At 71.5% G+C, this 19,016-nt stretch carries 18 protein-coding genes and 1 riboswitch; of the genes, 5 read left to right on the top strand and 13 right to left on the bottom strand.

Translation table 11 applies throughout. The features are described from left to right. The 8 genes from AOM04_RS04110 to AOM04_RS04075 all read right to left on the bottom strand — a co-directional run bounded on the left by AOM04_RS04110 (position 1) and on the right by AOM04_RS04075 (position 7,651). Positions 1–1,524 (bottom strand): alpha-N-arabinofuranosidase, encoded by a 1,524-nt coding sequence (locus tag AOM04_RS04110; protein ID WP_062462781.1) that lies wholly within the window; start codon positions 1,522–1,524, stop codon positions 1–3. Between the two features lie 162 nt (positions 1,525–1,686). Further along, complete coding sequence (locus tag AOM04_RS04105) at positions 1,687–2,829, bottom strand: glycosyltransferase family 4 protein (RefSeq protein ID WP_062462777.1); 1,143 nt, start codon at positions 2,827–2,829, stop codon at positions 1,687–1,689. A gap of 4 nt (positions 2,830–2,833) precedes the next feature. After that, complete coding sequence (gene ccsB / locus AOM04_RS04100; protein WP_062462774.1) at positions 2,834–3,823, bottom strand: c-type cytochrome biogenesis protein CcsB; 990 nt, start codon at positions 3,821–3,823, stop codon at positions 2,834–2,836. Beyond that, positions 3,820–5,430 carry a cytochrome c biogenesis protein ResB gene (gene resB, locus AOM04_RS04095; RefSeq protein WP_062462771.1) on the bottom strand — a complete coding sequence of 537 codons (1,611 nt, stop codon included), beginning with the start codon at positions 5,428–5,430 and terminating at the stop codon, positions 3,820–3,822. Before resB ends, ccsB begins: the two co-directional genes overlap by 4 nt. Beyond that, positions 5,430–6,194 (bottom strand): cytochrome c biogenesis CcdA family protein, encoded by a 765-nt coding sequence (locus AOM04_RS04090; RefSeq protein WP_369401314.1) that lies wholly within the window; start codon positions 6,192–6,194, stop codon positions 5,430–5,432. Before AOM04_RS04090 ends, resB begins: the two co-directional genes overlap by 1 nt. After that, complete coding sequence (locus tag AOM04_RS04085; protein WP_228373609.1) at positions 6,191–6,781, bottom strand: TlpA family protein disulfide reductase; 591 nt, start codon at positions 6,779–6,781, stop codon at positions 6,191–6,193. The genes AOM04_RS04090 and AOM04_RS04085 overlap by 4 nt, the downstream gene beginning before the upstream one ends. Continuing rightward, positions 6,778–7,395 (bottom strand): histidine phosphatase family protein, encoded by a 618-nt coding sequence (locus AOM04_RS04080; RefSeq protein WP_082104369.1) that lies wholly within the window; start codon positions 7,393–7,395, stop codon positions 6,778–6,780. Before AOM04_RS04080 ends, AOM04_RS04085 begins: the two co-directional genes overlap by 4 nt. Positions 7,396–7,414: 19 nt before the next feature. Then, positions 7,415–7,651, bottom strand: a complete 237-nt coding sequence (locus AOM04_RS04075) for a glutaredoxin family protein (protein ID WP_062462768.1) — start codon at positions 7,649–7,651, stop codon at positions 7,415–7,417. 72 nt (positions 7,652–7,723) lie between these two features. Here AOM04_RS04075 and AOM04_RS04070 point away from each other — a divergent pair, with 72 nt between their 5' ends. Next, complete coding sequence (locus tag AOM04_RS04070; RefSeq protein WP_062462765.1) at positions 7,724–8,566, top strand: HAD family hydrolase; 843 nt, start codon at positions 7,724–7,726, stop codon at positions 8,564–8,566. A 234-nt stretch (positions 8,567–8,800) separates the two neighbouring features. Here the strand turns inward: AOM04_RS04070 and AOM04_RS14250 are convergent, their stop codons facing one another. Next, the gene (locus AOM04_RS14250) at positions 8,801–8,899 is read right to left on the bottom strand and encodes a 30S ribosomal protein bS22 (RefSeq protein WP_074789180.1); all 99 of its coding nucleotides are present in this window, start codon (positions 8,897–8,899) and stop codon (positions 8,801–8,803) included. 87 nt (positions 8,900–8,986) lie between these two features. Continuing rightward, positions 8,987–9,220: a helix-turn-helix domain-containing protein gene (locus AOM04_RS04065; protein ID WP_062462761.1), complete on the bottom strand. Its 234-nt coding sequence runs from the start codon at positions 9,218–9,220 to the stop codon at positions 8,987–8,989. Between the two features lie 185 nt (positions 9,221–9,405). Between AOM04_RS04065 and AOM04_RS04060 the strand changes: the two genes are divergently transcribed. Both AOM04_RS04060 and AOM04_RS04055 read left to right on the top strand, forming a co-directional pair. After that, a complete protein-coding gene (locus AOM04_RS04060) occupies positions 9,406–10,779 on the top strand; it encodes a TrkH family potassium uptake protein (protein ID WP_062462757.1) in 1,374 nt (457 codons plus the stop codon). Beyond that, on the top strand, positions 10,772–11,437 hold the full coding sequence (locus tag AOM04_RS04055) for a potassium channel family protein (protein ID WP_062462754.1): 666 nt from the start codon (positions 10,772–10,774) through the stop codon (positions 11,435–11,437). Before AOM04_RS04060 ends, AOM04_RS04055 begins: the two co-directional genes overlap by 8 nt. Before the next feature lie 144 nt (positions 11,438–11,581). Here the strand turns inward: AOM04_RS04055 and AOM04_RS04050 are convergent, their stop codons facing one another. Next, positions 11,582–12,781, bottom strand: a complete 1,200-nt coding sequence (locus AOM04_RS04050; RefSeq protein ID WP_156160604.1) for an anti-sigma factor domain-containing protein — start codon at positions 12,779–12,781, stop codon at positions 11,582–11,584. Between the two features lie 89 nt (positions 12,782–12,870). Then, positions 12,871–15,294 carry a glycoside hydrolase family 94 protein gene (locus tag AOM04_RS04045; protein ID WP_062462747.1) on the bottom strand — a complete coding sequence of 808 codons (2,424 nt, stop codon included), beginning with the start codon at positions 15,292–15,294 and terminating at the stop codon, positions 12,871–12,873. A gap of 265 nt (positions 15,295–15,559) precedes the next feature. On the opposite strand from AOM04_RS04045, the gene dcd reads away from it, so the two are divergent. Then, positions 15,560–16,132, top strand: coding sequence for a dCTP deaminase (gene dcd / locus AOM04_RS04040; protein WP_062462744.1), 573 nt, complete (start codon positions 15,560–15,562; stop codon positions 16,130–16,132). A gap of 273 nt (positions 16,133–16,405) precedes the next feature. Here the strand turns inward: dcd and AOM04_RS04035 are convergent, their stop codons facing one another. Continuing rightward, the gene (locus AOM04_RS04035) at positions 16,406–17,683 is read right to left on the bottom strand and encodes an ATP-binding protein (RefSeq protein ID WP_228373608.1); all 1,278 of its coding nucleotides are present in this window, start codon (positions 17,681–17,683) and stop codon (positions 16,406–16,408) included. A gap of 104 nt (positions 17,684–17,787) precedes the next feature. After that, a riboswitch (TPP riboswitch) is annotated at positions 17,788–17,912 on the top strand. 21 nt (positions 17,913–17,933) lie between these two features. Here AOM04_RS04035 and AOM04_RS04030 point away from each other — a divergent pair. Beyond that, on the top strand, positions 17,934–19,010 hold the full coding sequence (locus AOM04_RS04030; RefSeq protein ID WP_062462742.1) for a thiamine ABC transporter substrate-binding protein: 1,077 nt from the start codon (positions 17,934–17,936) through the stop codon (positions 19,008–19,010). The last annotated feature ends 6 nt before the right edge of the window (positions 19,011–19,016 follow it).

Here is a 19,016-nt window from a genome sequence, read left to right as displayed (position 1 = left end):
TCAGCCCTCGCGCAGCTCGAGCTCGATCGTCGCGAACGCGTGCGGTCGCAGGGTGAGCCGCAGGAGGCCCCCCTCGAGGGCGACGTCGAGCGGGCGCGGCGCCACCCGGTCGGGCGCCTGAGCGTCGTTGAACGCCGCGGCCGAGTCCGCGGTGAGCACGCGCGCCCGCCGCACCGTCACCGCGCGCCCGCGCAGGTCGATCGCGAGGTCGAGCGGCGCATCGGCCGCCGTGTGCGTCACCGACACGAGCGCCGTGCCGCCGCGCACCGAGGCCGACATCGACACCGCGGGCACGCTGCTGTCGTCGACCGCGAGCGCGGGCGCATCGACCAGGTGGGTCGGGACGGCGGTCGCGTCCTGGTGTCCCTTGTTCATCTCGAACACGTGGTAGGTCGGGGTGAGGACCAGGCCGCCGTCGTCGTCGGTGAGGACCATCGCCTGGAGGACGTTCACCGTCTGCGCGATGTTCGCCATGGTGAGGCGGCGCGCGTGGCGGTGGAACACGTCGAGGTGGACGCCCGCGACGAGCGCGTCGCGCACCGTGTTCTGCTGGTACAGGAAGCCGGGGTTGGTGCCGGGCTCGACGCTCCACCACGTGCCCCACTCGTCGCACACGAGCCCGAGGCGGCCGTCCGGGTCGTAGGCGTCCATCACGGCGACGTGGCCGGCGATCACGCGCTCGACCGCGAACGCGTGCGCGAGCGTGCGGAGGTACTGCTCGTCGGTGAAGTCGGTCGCGGACACCGTGTTGATGCCCTCGCCGGAGTGCGTGTAGTAGTGGAACGAGACCGCCTGGAACACCGGCCGGTCGCTGCCGCCGCAGCCGAGGCACGCGACGGCCTCCATGAGGGCGCGGGTCCAGCGCAGGTCGTCGTCGGCGGCGCCCGCGGCGATCCGGTAGAGGCGGTTGTCGCCGTGGTCCTTGCAGTAGGTCGCGTAGCGGCGCGCCTCGTCCGCGTAGTGGCGCGCGGACATCGTCCCGCCGCAGCCCCACGCCTCGTTGCCCAGGCCCCAGAACGGCACGCGCCACGGCTCGGCGCGGCCGTTCTCGCGGCGCAGGCGGGCCATCGGGCTGTCGCCGTCGCGCGTGAGGTACTCGACCCACTCGCTCATCTCCCGCACGGTGCCGCTGCCGAGGTTGCCCGCGATGTACGGGTCGGCCTCGAGCAGCTCGCACAGCCGCATGAACTCGTGGGTGCCGAAGCTGTTGTCCTCGACCACGTCGCCCCAGTGGGTGTTCACCATGGTGGGGCGGTCCTCGCGCGGGCCGATGCCGTCGCGCCAGTGGTACTCGTCCGCGAAGCAGCCGCCGGGCCAGCGCAGGTTGGGCACCTCGAGCGCGCGCAGCGCGTCGACCACGTCCTGGCGGATGCCGTCGGTGTGGGGCAGCTCCGAGTCCTCGCCCACCCAGAAGCCCCCGTAGATGCACCGTCCGAGGTGCTCGGCGAAGTGCCCGTAGAGGTGGCGGCTGATGACGTCGCCGGTGACGTCGAGGTCGATGACGGCGCGGGCGGTGCGGCTCATGCTTCCCTGCTTCCTTGCGAGGTGGCGTTAGTTTAACGTTACACCTGTGGGCGGAGGGACGTCGCGCGAGCCCCGATCGGGAACTTTGATCCTCCCCGAGGAAAGCACCCCGCTTTCGTGGGCGGGATCTCAATCTTGCGCGGGAGCGCGGGCGCGGCCCGCTCAGCCCCGGTAGGCCTCCACCACCTGGGCGCCGACGGTCTCCACGTCGAACCGGAGCACGCCGGCGGCCTGCGCGGCATGGAGCTCGGCCCGCAGGTCCGCGTCGAGCACCAGCCGCTCGAGCGCGTCCGCGAACGCCTCGGTGTCGCGCGCGTCCACGCTGACCTCGGGCCGGGACCCGATCACCGACAGGTAGCCCGGGTTGGCCCCCGCGAGCACCACGCCCGCGCCCGAGGCCATCGCCTCGACCAGCACGATGCCGAAGCTCTCGCCGCCCGTCGCGGGGAACACCGCGATGTCGGCGGAGGCGTAGAACGCCGCCTTGTCCTCCTCGGCGACGAAGCCGGGCAGGGCGACCCGCTCGAGCCCGTTCGCCTCGACGGCGGCCTCGACCTCGCCCAGCAGCGGCCCGCGGCCCCCGAGGCGCACCTCGATGAGGTCCTGGACCTCGTCGGGCAGCTCCGCGAGCGCGCGCACCAGCTCCAGCACGCCCTTGCGCTCCACCAGCCGACCCAGGAACGCGACCACGAGCGGGCGGTCCACCCCGGGCACGGCCGCCTCGGAGCGCGCCTCCGCGGCCCCGGATCCCGCCGCCGCGAAGCCGGCCACGTCGACCGGGCACGGCACCACGCGCGCTGAGATCCCGAACGCGGACGCGGCGAACGACGCCGCGGGCGCCGACACCGCGAGGAACGCGTCGAACCGGCGGAGGTTGCGCCGCAGCACGCGCCCGAGGACATGCGTGCCCCACGACGACACGCGCCCGTCGGGCAGGATGTGGAACGTACCGACGATGCGCACGGCGTCGCCGAAGAGGGCCCGCGCCTCGTCGACCACGCGCGCCGCGAACAGCGGGGAGTGCGGGGTCTGGACGTGGATCACGTCGTAGCGCTCGCGCGCGAGCACCGCGCGGATCGCGCGGCGCGACGTCGGCAGCGGGATCCGCAGGCCGTTGCCGTTGAACGTCACGCCGACGTTCCGGGCGAGCGAGTGCACCGTGACGTCGGGTCGCGGGGACGCGGTGGAGCACAGCACGTGCACGTCGTGCCCGGCGCGCGTGAGGTAGCCCGCGAGGGTGAGGACGTACTGCTGGACCCCGTCGGGCCGGTCGATCGAGTCGTCGAGGACCAGCGCGATCTTCATCCGGTCAGGACCCCGCGTAGGTGTGCAGCCCCTGGAAGAACAGGTTGACCACGGTGAAGTTCATGATCAGCGCGACGTAGCCGGCGATCGCGAGCCACGCGGAGCGGCGCCCGGCCCAGCCCTGCGTGGTGCGGGCGTGGAGGTAGGCGGCGTAGAGGACCCAGATCACGAAGGACCAGACCTCCTTGGGGTCCCAACCCCAGTAGCGGCCCCACGCGTGCTCGGCCCAGATCGCGCCGGCCATCACGGTGAAGGTCCACAGCACGAAGCCGACCGCGTTCATGCGGAACGACAGCGCCTCGAGCTTCGCGGCGGTCGGGACCGCCTCGAGGAAGCGCGCGCGGTCGCCGGTCCAGCGCGTGCCCCGCGCCCGCGAGTCGCGCATGAGCTGCAGGACGGTCGCGATGAAGGACACGGTGAGGATGCCCGTCACGATGGTCGCGATCGAGACGTGGATGAGCAGCCAGTAGCTCTGCAGCGCCGGCGGCAGGGTGTCGACGTCCTTGTACAGGACCGTCAGCGCGAGCCCCAGCGCGATGGTCGCCATGCCGGTGACGCCCGCGCCCAGGAACGCGATGTCCTTGCGGCGCTGGATGACGAGGAACGCGACGACCGCGAAGAACGAGCCCGAGATCGTGTACTCGTACATGTTCGACCACGGCACGTGGCCGGCGTCGATGCCGCGCGCGAGCAGCCCCACGCCGTGCAGCAGCGCGCCCATGAGCGTGGTCGAGCGGGCGATGCCCGCCGCCTTCGCGGAGCGCTTGGGGGTGGACGATGCGACGGTCACCTCGGCGGCGAGGGGCGCGGCAGGCGCGGCGACGGGGGCGCCCGCGCCGACCGCCACGGCGTCGCGGTCGACGACGCGCGCGGCCTTGGCGGCCACCTTCTCGTCGGCGACGCGCGCGAGCCGGATCGCGTACGCGAACATCGCGATCGCGTACAGGACGGTCGCGCCGCCCAGGGCCATCACGCTCAGGTCGGTGACGTTCATTCCTCTTCCCTCTCCCCTGCGTCCTCGACGACGTCGCGGCCCACGGCCGCCGCCATCGCGCGCTCGAGAACGCCGCCGACCCCCGCATCGTGCGCGGGAGCGTGGGCGGCTCCGGTGACCACTGTAGTTCCGCCCTCGGCGCGGGCGACGATCCAGACCTTGCGGCGCGACGCGAACAGCGACGTCGCGAGGCCGGCGAGCGTGAGGATCGCCGCGGTGAGCAGCCACGGCAGCGACGGGTCGGAGCGGAGGTCGAACGCGCCGTAGCGCGGCAGCGCGTCGAAGCTCACGGAGCCGAGCCCGTCGGGCAGCTCGACGGCCTCGCCCAGCGCGAGGCGCAGCGTGACGGGCTGGCCGTCCGCGTCCTGCACGGGGCTGAGGTGCGTCTCGTCGAGCGTGTAGACGTTCTGGGGGACGCCCGCGTCGAGCCCGAGGTCGCCGGTGTAGGCGAGCATCTCGATCACCGGGTTGTCGGGGTTCGGGCTGACCGACCCGACCGCGAAGGGCCCCTCCGCGAAGCTCGGGTACAGGGTTGCCTTGAAGCCCATCTGCTCGCCCGTGCTCACGTCGGGCACCTTGATGACGCCGGTCGACGTGTACACGGCGTCCTTCGCGAGGAACACCACGGGTCCGGAGAACGCGACCTCGCCGGCCGCGTCCTTGACGGTGATGACCGGCGCGTAGCCGTTGCCCTGGAGGTAGACGTTGGCGCCGTCGGCGTCGAGCGGGTGGTTGACGGAGATGTCGGTCTGCACGGGCTCGGCGCCGGGATCCGTGAAGGTGACGTTGGCCTGGAAGTGCAGCGGGCGGCCCGTGTCGGAGAACTCCGCGTCGAGCGAGTCGAGGCGCAGCGTGAACGGGTCGAGGTTCGCGGGGTTGAAGAGCTTGCCCGACGAGTAGGTGTCGTAGGCGAGCACCGCGTTGGTGAAGGAGCGTCCCTCGACCACGATCGCCTGACCGCGGTAGGTGAAGAGAGTGCCGTACGCGACCGCGAGGAGCAGCAGCACGAGCGACGCGTGGAAGACCAGGTTGCCCAGCTCGCGGACGTGGCCCGTCTCGGCCGCGAGCGCGACCGAGCCGTCGTCGCGGCGGTCGACGCGCACGCGGTAGCCGGTGATCGCGCCGAGGATCCCCGCGCGGGGGCGGAGGGCCGTGCGCGCGGCCTCGACCGCATCGTCCACCGGGACGTCGGTGGCCTCGGGCCCGGCGCCGTCGTAGCGCTTGAGCGAGCGCGGGGTCGCGGCGACGGGGCGGCGCAGCTCGCGCCAGTGGTGGACCGCGCGCGGCGCGATGCAGCCGACCAGCGACGCGAACAGCAGGACGTAGATCGCGGTGAACCACGCGGAGCCGAACACGTCGAGGAAGCCCAGGCGGTCGAGCAGGGGGCCCCAGAACTCGTGCCGGGACATGAACTCGCGGGTGTTGGCGGCGTTCTGCGGCCACTGCGGCAGGACCGAGCCGGGGATGGACGCGAGCGCGAGCAGCAGCAGCAGGATGAGCGCGACACGCATCGACGTGACCTGGCGCCAGATCCACCGCAGCCAGCCGCGGAATCCCAGGCGAGGAGCCGCCGGGACCACGTAGTTGTCGAGCTTCATGCGCGCCATCAGACGGCCACCCAGAACGCGTCGATCCAGCCCTGCAGCTCCGCGGTGAGGCGGTCCCACATGCCCGTCACGAGCAGCACGCCGAGCACGATGAGCAGCGCGCCGCCGACGCGCATGAGCGCGAGACGGTGGCGGCGCAGCCAGCCGAGCACCCGACCGGAGCGCTCGAACAGCGCCGCGAGCAGGACGAACGGCAGGCCCAGGCCCACGCAGTAGGCGACGGCGAGCGCGATGCCGCGCCCCTGGGTCGCCTCCGACAGGCTGAGCGTGAACACCGCGGCGAGCGTCGGGCCGATGCACGGGGTCCACCCCAGGCCGAACGCGACGCCGAGCACGGGCGCGCCCGCGAGGCCCGCGGTCGGGCTCACGTGCATGCGCTTCTCCGCCTGGAGGAACGGCACCGCGCCCATGAACGCGAAGCCGAGCAGGATGATCACCACGCCCAGGAGGCGCGTGATGAGGGTGAGGTACGGCGCGAGCGTGGCGCCCAGCGACGAGGCGAGGAAGCCGAAGGTGACGAACACCGCGGAGAAGCCGAGCACGAACAGCAGCGCGCCGGCGACCAGCTTGGGCTTCGACGCCTTGCCGGTGCCGCCGGTGCCGGCCATGCCCGACACGTAGCCGAGGTAGCCGGGCACGAGCGGTACCACGCACGGGGAGGCGAAGCTCACGAGGCCCGCGACGACCGCGACGGGGATCGCCAGGAGCATGGAGCCCGACAGCGCGATCCCGGCGAAGGACGCGTCGGAGGCGAGGGGCGTCACCCGGCGGTCCCGGCGGACGGCTCGACGGACTCGGGCGCGCCGCCGGCCTCGGCGATGAGCGAGCGCAGCGTCGACGGGTCGGCGGTGCCGATGATGCGCGCGTGGAGGCGGCCCTCGGTGTCGACGACGAGGGTCGTGGGGACCGCGTTCATCGCGACGATGCCCTGCAGGGTCGCCGTCGCGGCGCCCTGCGAGTCGTCGATGCTCGGGTACTCCACGCCGAAGGTGCGGTCGAACGCGTCGACGGTCGGCGCATCGTCCCTGCCGTTGACGCCGATCACCTGGACGTCGTCGCGGGCGTCGAGCTCGACGATGCTGGGCGCCTCCGCGCGGCACGGCGGGCAGGACGCGTACCAGGTGTTGATGAGCACCACCTTGCCGCGGTAGTCGGCGATGTCGACCGTGTCGCCCGCGAAGTCGGTGCCCGCGAGCGCGACCTCGGCGCCGTCCTTGAAGATGGTGACGGTGCCGTCGCCGGAGACGTATCCGGGCGAGTCGGGGGCGTCGCCGGGCGCGCAGCCGGCGAGGGTGATGACGATCGCGACGATGACCGCGACCAGGATCGCGATCCGCGCGGCGGGCCTCACTTGGGGGCCTCGATGTGCGCCGCGGGCGCGCAGTAGCCGGCGAAGGTGAGGGCGTCGCCGTCGACGTCGAAGCTGGTGAGGGATGCGAGGGCGCACTCGCGCGAGCGCGGGTCGTGCACGTAGGAGCGTCCCTCGGCGGAGCAACGCGCGACCCAGATGGGCAGCTGGTGGCTGACGATCACGGTGGGCACGTCGGGGCTCGCCGCGGCGGCGTCCGCGATGGCGGCGCGCATGCGGGCCGCCTGCTCGACGTACGGCTCGCCCCACGAGGGGGTGCGGGGGTTGCGCACGCGCCAGAGGTTGCGCGGGCGCAGGAAGTCGACGGGCCGCGGGATCCTCTCGCCCTCGAAGATGTTGCCCGCCTCGATCACGCGGTCGTCGGTGGCGACGTCGAGGCCGTACGCGGCGGCGATGGGCGCGGCGGTCTGCTGCGCCCGCAGGAGCGGGGACGCGACCACGCGGCCGATCTGCTCGCCGGAGGCGACGAGGTGGTCGGCGACGGCCTGGGCCATGCGCTCGCCCGCGTCGGACAGGCGGAACTCCGGCAGCCGTCCGTAGAGCACCCCGTCGGGGTTGTGGACATGGCCGTGGCGAAGGACGTGCACGCGGGACATGGGTCCTATTGTCACCCGCCTACGAAAGTGCTTCGCGCAGCCTCTGGGGGTCGATGTGCCAGAAGCCCACGGTCTCGCCGTCGACGGTCGCGACGGGGATGTCGTCGCCGTAGCGCGCGCGGAGGTCGGCATCGCCGTCGATGTCGACGTCCGCCCAGGTCTCTCCCGCCTCGTCGCACACGCGCGCGACCACCGCGCGGGCATCGACGCACAGGTGGCAGCCGGCACGGGTGTAGAGGGTCACGCGGGGGGGCATGCGGTCAGGATAGGCGCGCCGTGATGCGCCGGGAGCCGCCGGGGGCGCACCGGGCCTCGGTAGAGTTGCACGGTGACCACCGATGCCGAGCGACCCGAGAAGCGCGTCGCAGCGTTCTTCGACGTCGACAACACGGTGATCCGCGGCGCCAGCTCCTTCCACTTCGCGCGCGCCCTGTGGCAGCGTGACTACTTCAACTGGCGCGACCTGGTGAAGCTGGTCTACGAGCAGGCCACCTACGTGATGTTCGGCGAGTCCAAGGACCAGATGGACCGCGTGCGCGAGCACGGGCTCGGGATCATCAAGGGCTGGTCGGTGGCCGAGATGGTCGCCGTGGCCGAGGAGGTCTACGACGAGGTCCTCGCGAGCCGCGTCTTCCCCGGCACCAAGGCGATCGTCGACGAGCACCTGGCCGCCGGCCACGAGGTGTGGCTGGTCACCGCGTCCCCCGCCGAGATCGGCCGCCTCATCGCGCGCCGCATCGGAGCGACCGGGGCGCTCGGGTCGATCGGCGAGCACCGCGACGGCCACTACACGGGCCGCCTCGTGGGCGAGTTCCTGCACGGCCCCCACAAGGCGTCCGCGGTGAACGCGCTCGCCGAGGAGCGCGGCATCGACCTCGCCGCGAGCTTCGCGTTCGGAGACTCGGTCAACGACGCGTGGATGCTCGAGGCGGTCGGGCACCCGTGCGCGATCAACCCTGACCCGAAGATGCGCCGGCTCGCCTCCCAGCACGGCTGGCCGGTGCGCGAGTTCCGCAAGCGACGCAAGAGCGGCCGCCGCGGGATCGTCAAGGCGTCCGTCACCGGCGCGGCATGGATGACCATCCAGGTGTCGCGCGGCGTCAAGGCCGGCTGCCGCCGGCTCGTCGGACGCAGGCCGCGCGGCCACGCCGAGGCCGCGCGCGAGCTGTAGCGCCGCATCGTCCGGCGCCCGCGCGCCGCGCCCCGCCCCGCCCCGCCCCGCCCCGACCGTGCTCCACACCGGATCTGCACTCGGGCGCCCTCTGCTCGGGCTTCACTGCCGGAGTTGCAGAGGGAGAACGTTCACATCACGGACGGCGTGTGGAACGCGGTCACGGACACAGACCGAGAACGCAGAACGCCCGCCCCACCTTGCGGTGGAACGGGCGTGCGAAGCGCGAGGCGCTTACTTCTTGTTGCGACGCTGGTGGCGCGTCTTGCGAAGCAGCTTGCGGTGCTTCTTCTTCGACATACGCTTGCGGCGCTTCTTGATGATGGAACCCACGGAACCTACCTCGTTCTTTGACACTAAGTGCGAGGCGTGCCGTAGCACGCCGGCGTCCAGGCCGCGCTGGACGCGACAGACAAGGACCTAGCCTACCGTGCCAGTGCCCTTGTCGTCATCTTCGGTGAGGTACCCTCCCGCGAGCGCGGCCTGCTCCATGAACTGCTCGACCGCCTGCTGGGGCACCCGGAAGGACCTTCCGAAGCGCACCGCGGGGAGCTCACCCGAGTGAACCCACCGGTAGACCGTCATTCGCGAGACGCGCACCATGTCGGCCACCTCCGCGACGGTGAGAAAGGTGGTGCGCGGTGATTCGGCCATGTCGTCTCGTCCCTCTCGAAGCGTCTGGCGCTTGTATCGGCCGGATGCACCTTCAACTGTAGGGGCAGATGTGACTGTTGTGAAGTGTGGGGAACCCCCGTTCCGTGGTGCGGGGGATAGGCTCGCGCGCAGGGCCTGAAGCAGGGCGAGAAGCAGGGCGGACCCGCCCCGAGGTGAGGAGACGGATGGCCAGCGTGCGCACGCTGCGCGACGCGTTCGACGAGTGGTTCGACCGGGTCGCCCTCGAGTCGCCGGCACGGCTCACCCTCGCGGCGTTCGCGGTCACCATCCTCGTCTTCACGGGCCTCCTGTCCCTGCCCGTTGCGACCAGCTCGGGCGTGCGCGTGCCGTTCGTCGACGCCCTGTTCACCGCGACCTCCGCGGTGTGCGTCACGGGCCTCGCAACGGTCGACACGGGCACGTACTGGTCGCCGTGGGGCCTCACGATCATCGGCGTCGCGATCAAGGTCGGCGGTCTCGGGATCATGACCCTCGCGTCGCTCGCGGGCCTGGCGGTGTCCCGCCGGCTGGGTCTCACCACGCGCATCCTGGCCGCGGGCGAGTCCCGCGCGAGCGGCCTGGGCGACCTGCGCTCGCTGCTCACCACCGTGGTCATCGTCTCGACCACGGTCGAGCTCACGATCGCCGCGATCCTGGTGCCGCGGTTCCTCACCCTCGACTACGGCTGGCCCAAGTCGCTCGGCTACTCGTTGTTCTACGGCGTCTCGTCGTTCAACAACGCCGGCTTCTCCCCTGACCCGCTGGGCCTCTACCCGTACGCGGGCGACCTGTGGATGCTCGTGCCGATCGGGCTCGGCGTCTTCATCGGCGCGCTCGGCTACCCGGTCTACCTCAACCTCATCAAGCGGTGGCGACACCCCTCGAAGTGGACGCTGCACACCAAGCTCACGCTCGCGACGCTCGTGGTGCTCCAGGTCATCTCGGTGACGTTCCTCATGGCGTTCGAGTGGACCAACCCCAACACGCTGGGCCACCACAGCGCCGCCTCCACCATCGGCAACATCTTCTTCCAGTCGATCAACCAGCGCTCGGGTGGGTTCTCGTCGTTCGACATCGGCGCGGCCCGCGAGCAGACGTGGCTGCTCGAGGACGTGCTCATGTTCATCGGCGGCGGCTCCGGCGGCACCGCGGGAGGCATCCGCGTCACCACGATCGCGGTGCTCGTGCTCGCCGCGTGGGCGGAGGCCCGCGGCCGCCGCGACATGGAGGCCTTCGGCAAGCGCATCGGCACCGAGGTGCTCCGCGTCGCGGTCTCCATCACCCTGCTCGGGCTCCTCGTCGTGCTCGTCGGTACGGGCGTCTTCATGGCCCAGACGAACATCCCGCTCGACAGATCTCTCTACGAGGTGGTGTCCGCGTACGCGACGTGCGGCCTGTCGACGGGCATCACCGGCGACCTCCCGTCCGATGCGAAGATGACGTTGATCATCACGATGTACCTGGGCCGCGTGGGCTCGCTCACGCTCGCCTCGGCCCTCATGCTCAACCGCCAGCGCCGGGTCATCCGGTACCCGTCAGAAAGGCCCCTCATTGGCTAGCAACGGCAACCCGGGCACGGGCGTCCTGGTCTTCGGGCTCGGCCGCTTCGGCTCGGCCATCGCGGACACCCTGGACAATATGGGCGTGGAGGTGCTCGGCGTCGAGCGCGACGCCGACGTGGTCGAGCGCTGGTCCAAGCGCATCCCGTGCGTCGAGGCGGACGGGGCCGACCCACGCGCGCTCGACCAGATCGGCGCCGCCGACTTCGCCGCCGCCGTCGTGGGCGTCGGCACCTCGCTCGAGGCCTCGGTGCTCATCACCGGCAACCTGGTCGACATCGGCATCCCCGAGATCTGGGCCAAGGCCACGTCGACCGAGCACAAGCGCATCCTCGAGCGCATCGGCGCGCACCACGTGGTGCTGCCCGAGGCGGAGGCAGGCGCGCGCATCGCCCACTCCGTCGGCGGCAACATGCTCGACTACATCGAGGTGGAGGACGGCTTCACCGTCGTGAAGATGCGCGCCCCCAAGGAGACGCACCACTTCACCCTCGACAAGCTGGACCTCCAGGCCACGTACGGCGTGCACGTCATCGGTGTGAAGAGCGCCGGCCGCGAGTTCGAGTACGCGACGCCGAACACCATCGTCGGACCCGAGGACCTGCTGGTGGTCGCGGGCGAGGGCGAGCTCCTCGAGCGGTTCGCCCAGCGCCCGTAGCCACCCGGGCCGGTTCGCTGGGCACGGTCCGCGCGGCGACACGCCGCGCGCGAGGGGACGATGCGGCACTCACCCCCGCGTGTCGCCGCCGGTTCCGTGCTGAGCGAATTGCCGGCCGAGCCGGACCGTGCGAGCGGAGACGGGTCAGCCGAACGTGCCGCGCGCGACGACCTCGCCGTTGAGCCCGGGGTCGCCGTCCCACGGCTCGCGGCTGATCTCGAGCATCGCACCGACGGCGGAGCCGACGCTCGCCGGGATCTCGACCTCGTAGTGCGACGACGTGAGCTGGCCCAGCGGCACCGGCTCGCCGACCGCGGGGATGAGCCACACCTCGAGGGCGCCGTCGGGGTACTCGGCGTACGGGCCGTCGAGGACGAGCACCTCGCCGCCGTCGCCCGCCGCGCGCAGGCTCGCGTGCCCGGTCTCGTCCGAGCCGCCGCGCGGGTCGACGAGCGTCGCGGTCGCGAGCGTCGGGCCGTCGGGCTGGATGAGCATCTGCCCCAGGACCACCGCGAGCCCCGCGAACACGCTCGCGGCGACGACCGCGACCGTCATGACGAGGGTGCGGCGGCGCTGCGCCCGCGCGGCGTCGGCACGCGCCTCCGCGCGCCAGTCGGGCTCGGCCTCGGGCGGCCCGGACTCGACGGCGGTGCGCACCTCGTCCCATAGGCCGGCGCGCGGCGCGACCACGGGCCCGGTCGCCGGGAGCCGGGTGACGGTGCCGACGAGGTCGTTGAGCGAGCGCCACGCCGCGCGGCATCCGTCGCACCCGGCGATGTGCTGCTGGCCGCCGTCCGCGACGCGGATGCCCAGCGCGCGGGACGCCAGGCCCTGGGCGGATGCGTGGCCCTCGGCGGGGACCGGGCCCGGCCACAGCGCCAGCAGGGCGTCCCGCAGGAGCGACTCGAGGTCGGGCTCGGACAGGCCGAGCGAGGTGGCGAGCTCCCACCGGGGGACGCCGTCGACGAGCGCGCGGGTGAGCGCGTCCCGGGAGGCGGGCTCGAGGCGGTCGAGCGCGGCGCGCACCAGGATGCGGTCGGCCTCGGCGAGCACGGCGCGCTCGTCGGTCACCGCATCGGCCCCCACGTCCGGGTCGTCGAGCGCCGTCAGCTTGGCGCGCACGCGCCTCTCGAGGTCGCCGGTGATCCGGTCCGCCGCATCGTGCAGCAGGTCGCGGGACGCGAGGGAGCCGCCGGCCGCGGCGGACGCGAAGACGCGGCGCACCACGTCCTCGGCCTCCTCGACGGAGCCGAGCGCGCGCAGCGCGAGCGTGTGGACCAGGGGCCCCGACTCGCGGTAGGCCTCCTCGACGCGCTCCTCGACCATGCTCACCCCCTCGCTCACCGGCAGTGTGTCACGCGCGTCAACCCCCTCCGGGCGCGCGCGGGGGCGCCGCACCCGCTGCGACGCCCTCACGGCCACGGAAGGAAGGGTCAGACGGTGGCGACCACCTCGACCGTGGAGCCCGGCGCCGCGTACGGCACCAGCGAGCCCTCGATGGCCTGGCCGTCGACCACGAGGGACGCGCCCTTGCCACCGGAGTTGGTCACCTTGATGACGTAGGTCGCGCCGCGGACCACGCGGCGGACGGTGAACTCCGACACCTCGGCGCCGATGCACGGGTCGACCACGAGGCCGTCGTAGTCAGGGCGCACGCCGAGCAGGTGCTGCGAGACGGTGACGAAGTTCCACGACGCGGTGCCGGTGAGCCACGAGTTCTTGGCCTCGCCGTGGCGGACGGCGTCCTTGCCGGCGATCATCTGCGCGTAGACGTAGGGCTCGAGGCGGTGGACCTCGGAGATCTCCTCGCGGTACGCGGGCGTGATGCGCTTGTAGTGGTCCCACGCCTGCTCGGCGCGGCCCACCACGGTCTCCGCGATGATCACCCACGGGTTGTTGTGGCAGAAGATGCCCGCGTTCTCCTTGTAGCCCGGCGGGTAGGACGTGACCTCGCCCAGCTCGACGTGGTACTCGGTGTAGGCCGGGTTCAGGAGGACGATGCCGTGGTCGGTTCCGAGGCGCTCCTCCACCGCGTCGAGCGCCTTCTCTGCGAGGCCCTCCTCAACGCCGATGCCGCCCATGATGCAGAAGCCCTGCGGCTCGATCCAGATCTGGCCCTCGGGGTTCTCGGCCGAGCCGACCTTGTTGCCGAAGTAGTCGTACGCGCGGAGGAACCACTCGCCGTCCCAGCCGTGCTCGATGACGGCGGCCTTCATCTCCTCGACGGCCTTCTCCGCCCGCTCGGCCTCCGCATCGTCCCCACGACGGCGCGCGAGCGCCGCGTAGTCGGGGCCGATCGCGGCGAACATGCCCGCGATGAAGATCGACTCGGCGACGCCGCCGGTGCGGTTGCCGGTGGTCTGGAAGGACTCGCCGGGCTCGGTGGAGAAGCAGTTGAGGTTGAGGCAGTCGTTCCAGTCGGCGCGGCCGATGAGCGGCAGGCCGTGCGGGCCGCGGTTGTTGAGCGGGTGGTCGAACGAGCGCTTGAGGTGCTCCATGAGGGAGGCGGCCTTGGTCTCGTCGTTGTCGAACGGGACCATCTCGTCGAGGATCGCGAAGTCGCCGGTCTCCTTGACGTAGGCGGCGACGCCGAGGATCAGCCACAGCGGGTCGTCGTTGAAGCCCGAGCCCAGCGTGTGGTTGCCGCGCTTGGTGAGCGGCTGGTACTGGTGGTACGCGCTGCCGTCCTCGAACTGCGTGGACGCGATGTCGATGATGCGCTCGCGGGCGCGCTCGGGGACGAGGTGCACGAAGCCGAGGAGGTCCTGCGACGAGTCGCGGAAGCCCATGCCGCGGCCCATGCCGGTCTCGAAGAAGCTCGCGGAACGGGACATGTTGTAGGTCACCATGCACTGGTACTGGTTCCAGATGTTGACCATGCGGTCGAGCTTCTCGTGGCCCGACTCGACGGTGTACGAGCCCAGCAGGCCGTCCCAATAGGCGTTGAGCTCGGCGAACGCGGCGAGCGTCTGCTCGTCGGTGGCGAACTTCGCAAGCAGCTCGCGCGCGCCGTCCTTGCGGATGACGCCGGGTGCCTCCCACTTGTCGTCGCGCGGGTTCTCGAGGTAGCCGAGCACGAAGGTGAAGGCCTTCGACTCGCCCGGCTCGAGGGTGACCTCGAGCTGGTGCGACGCGATGGGGTACCAGCCGGACGCCACCGAGTTGCCCGCCTTCCCGGCGTGCGGCACCGCGGCCTCGTCGAAGCCGTTGCCGAAGCCGAGGAACGTGTCGCGGTCGGTGTCGAAGCCCGAGATCTCCGCGTTCACGCCGTAGACCGCGTAGTGGTCGCGACGCTCGCGGTACTCGGTCTTGTGGTAGATCGCGCCGTCGACCACCTCGACCTCGCCGATGGAGAGGTTGCGCTGGTAGTTGGTCTGGTCGTCCTCGGCGTTCCACAGGTTGAACTCGAGGAAGCTGAACAGCGAGAAGGACTTGGGCGCGTCGGACGTGTTGGTCAGCTCGACGCGGTGGATCTCCGCGTTGACGTCGACCGGCACGAAGAGCAGGACGCTCGCCTCGAGGCCGTTCCGCGAGCCCGTGATGCGCGTGTAGCCCATGCCGTGGCGCGTCTCGAACGAGTCGAGCTCCGTCTTGTAGGGACGGAAGCCGGGGCTCCACACGTCGCCGCCGTCGTTGATCGAGAAGTAGCGGCCGCCGTCGTCCACCGGCACGTTGTTGTAGCGGTAGCGGGTCAGGCGGCGCAGCTTCGCGTCGCGGTAGAAGGAGTAGCCGCCGCCCGTGTGGGACACGAGGCCGAAGAAGTCCTGGGCGCCGAGGTAGTTGATCCACGGGTACGGCGTGTGGGGCGTCGTGATGACGTACTCGCGGGCCTCGTCGTCGAAGTGGCCGAACTGCATGGGAGGTGCCTTTCATCTGGCTGCATTGCCGTGAGAGCGCTCTCTCGGGCGTGTTGGCCCTACTGTAATCGAAACGATTCGGCGTGCGCGACGCCTGATGTCCCGGGTCCCAGCGAGGATCGATGCGGGCGTCCGGGCGCGCGCACGGCGTCGGGTCCGCCGGGTTCTCGCCCTGGGAGGTGCCGGCTGCCCGAGGGCGGGACAGTTCGGGCACGGGGCGCCTCCTACGGCACGACTCGGGCCCGAGGGCACTAGGTTGGGCACCATGCTTCTCTCGGACCGCGACATCCGCGCTGAGATCACGGCGGGCAGGGTCGCCCTCGACCCCTGGGACCCCGAGATGATCCAGCCCTCCTCGATCGACGTGCGCCTCGACCGCTTCTTCCGCGTGTTCGACAACCACAAGTACGCGGCGATCGACCCGGCGGCGGAGCAGCCCGAGCTCACGCGGCTCGTCGACATCAAGGACGGGCCGTTCGTGCTCCACCCGGGCGAGTTCGTGCTCGGCGCGACCTACGAGTCCGTCACGCTGCCCGACGACATCGCGGCGCGCCTCGAGGGCAAGTCCTCGCTGGGCCGCCTGGGCCTCCTCACGCACTCGACCGCGGGATTCATCGACCCCGGCTTCGAGGGCAACGTCACACTCGAGCTGTCCAACACGGCGACGCTGCCGATCAACCTGTGGCCCGGCATGAAGATCGGCCAGCTGTGCTTCTTCCGGCTGTCCTCGCCGGCCGAGCACCCGTACGGCTCCGAGCGCTACGGCTCGCGCTACCGCGGTCAGCGCGGCCCGACCGCCTCGCTCAGCTGGAAGAACTTCCACCGCATCGACGTGTGAGAGATCGCGGCCCCGGCCGCCTCACACCCGCCTGACCCGGGGCCCTCCAGACACGGCCATCGCGGCACGCGCGCGTGAGGCTTCGTCTCCCGGACGTGCCGCGCATCGTCTGGGGGTTGTCCGGTGGCACCGCCGCGCCGTCTCGCACGCATGTCCGCCGTGGTCGGCGCGACGCTCGTCGCCGTCACCGCCGGAGCTCACGGTCACCGCCACCGCGCATCGTGCGGGGTACGCGGCGCGCGCCGTGACCGTCGGCTGCCGCATGGTGGTCCGCTAGGGACCGAACGCCCCGATGGGGATCACCAGGATGCCGTCCGGCCTTGCGTAGCCGTAGCCGGAGGCCGTCAGGACGCCGAGGAAGGCAGGCGGGCCGGTCCTCGAGGTGTCGACCTTGGCTGCGAAGCGCAGCAGGCCGGCAGCGGCGGCGTCGATCGCGCGCTCGCCGCCGAGCTTGACCTCGAGCGCGCCCCATCGCCCGTCACGGAGCTGCACGATCAGGTCCACCTCGAGCCCATCGCTGTCCCGGTAGTGATGGACCGTCCCGCCGAGCGGCGTCGCGTAGACCCTGCAATCACGGACGGCGAGCGACTCGAAGAGAAGCCCCAGGTAGTTCGGATCCGCCAGGAGCCGAGCCGGTCCCGCCCCCAGAGCCGCGGCCGCGAGCGACGGGTCGGCGAAGTGGGTGCGCGACGCGGAGCGCAGCGTCGCACGCGACCTCAGATGCGTGCTCCACGGCGGCAGCTCCTCGACCACCATGAGCCGCTCGAGAGCGTCCAGATAGCCGTAGACGGTGCTGCGGGCAAGCGTGCCCTGCTCCGTCTCGACCTGGGACGCGAGCCGCGCCAGCTTCTGCTCCATCGCGGTGTTCCGGGCGAGCGCGCGCAGGAGCCGCGTCACCAGCACCGGGTCGCGGCGTGAGCCGTCGAGGCGTGCGACGTCAACCTCGGCGATGCCGCGCAAGTAGTCGATGTTGGCCTGCGCTGCGGCCTCGGCACCGAGGTCGAGGTTGAACGGCCATCCGCCGCGCACCACCAACTCCGCCACCTCGGCAACGCTCAGGCCGGCTGATGTCGAGGGACGCTCGCCCGCGAACAGCGCGGCGAGAGAGATCTCGCCGCCGGAGTGCCCGCTCTCGACCAGGCTCATGGTGCGCAACGTCAGCCGCGCGAAGCGGCCGGCACCGGAGTGTCGCCGCACGTCGTCCGTCGGAACCGAGGAACCGGTCAGCACGAACTGTCCCGGGGCGCCACGTCGATCGACCTCGGCGCGAACGTGATTCCAGACGCGGGTGGCCTCGAGCTGCCACTCGTCCACCAGCTGTGGCGCGCCACCGTCGAGCACGATCGACGGATCGATTCGCAGCGCCTCAAGTGCAGCGGGATCCCGGTCAAGGTAGACCTGGCTGACCGTCGCGCGGGCCGCCGTCGAGGTCTTCCCACTCGCCTTGGGCCCTTCGAGGAGCACGGCTCCCGCTGACCGCAAGCGCTGCGCGAGGACGTTGTCGATGATCCGCGGTCGATAGTCGCGGCCCGCCATGTCCTGCTGATCCATCAGGCAAGACTACAGTGCACAGACAAATCACACTACAGTTTGAGAACCGACGAGACGACACTCCGAGACCTGTCACCACAGAGGCCCCAGCGCGCTATCCTGGCCAGACACGACAGGGGAGCGCCTCCGCCGGGACACCGGGGAACCAGGGCGCTGAGAGTGCGGAACGCCGCAGACCCTCGAACCTGATCCGGCTCGCACCGGCGTAGGGAGTCGAGTCTCGTCCCCTCCTATTCCGGGAGGAAAACCCATGCGCGTCATGCGCACCGCGGCCGCGACGGCCGCCTTCGCCAGCCTGACCCTCGCGCTCGCGGCCTGCTCGCAGGCCTCCGAGCCCGGTGCATCGTCCAGCGCGAGCTCCTCCGCGGCACCCGCCGAGGCGGGCGGCACCGTCCGCCTCGTCACGCACGACAGCTGGGCGGTCCCGGACGACGTACTGGCCGCCTTCGAGGCCGAGTCCGGCCTCACGGTCGAGCTGGTCCAGCCGGGCGACGCCGGCACGCTCACCAACCAGCTGGTGCTGACCAAGGACGCGCCGCTGGGCGACGTGGTCTACGGCATCGACAACACGTTCGCCTCGCGCGCCGTCGACGCCGGCGTGCTCGCGCCGTACACGTCCGCGGCCCCGGCCGCGGCGGACGCCGCCCAGTACGCGATCCCGGGCGCCGTGGACCTCCTCACGCCCGTCGACTACTCCGACGTGTGCCTCAACTACGACCTCGCGGCGTTCCCCGACGGCGCCCCCACGCTCGACGACCTCACGAAGCCCGAGTTCAAGGGCAAGGTCTCGGTGACCAACCCCGCGACCTCCTCCCCCGGCCTCGCGTTCATGCTCGCCACCATCGACGCGAAGGGGCAGGATGGCTGGCTCGACTGGTGGAAGGCCATGCGCGCCAACGACGTCCGCGTCACCGCGTCGTGGTCCGACAGCTACTACACGGACTTCTCCGCGCCGAACTACGGCGGCTCGTACCCGATCGTGCTGAGCTACGCCTCCTCCCCGCCGTACGAGGTCATCGACGGCGAGCCCACCACGGCCGCGATGCTCGACACGTGCTTCCGCCAGGTGGAGTACACGGGCGTGCTCGCGGGCGCCGCGAACCCCACGGGCGCGCAGGAGGTCGTCGACTGGCTGCTGTCCGACGCGTTCCAGGCGACCCTTCCGGAGAACATGTACGTCTACCCCGTGTCGACGTCGGTCGAGGTCCCCGCGGACTGGAAGAAGTACGCGCCGCTCGCGACGGACCCGTACACGATGGACCCCGCCGAGATCGACGCCCACCGCGACGAGTGGATCGCCGACTGGACCGCCACGGTCCTCGACTGAGCGTCA

Source organism: Demequina soli (assembly GCF_000971195.1).
In the GTDB taxonomy this organism is placed as follows: Bacteria; Actinomycetota; Actinomycetes; order Actinomycetales; family Demequinaceae; genus Demequina; species Demequina soli.
This window is presented reverse-complemented; position numbering and strand designations above follow the sequence as displayed.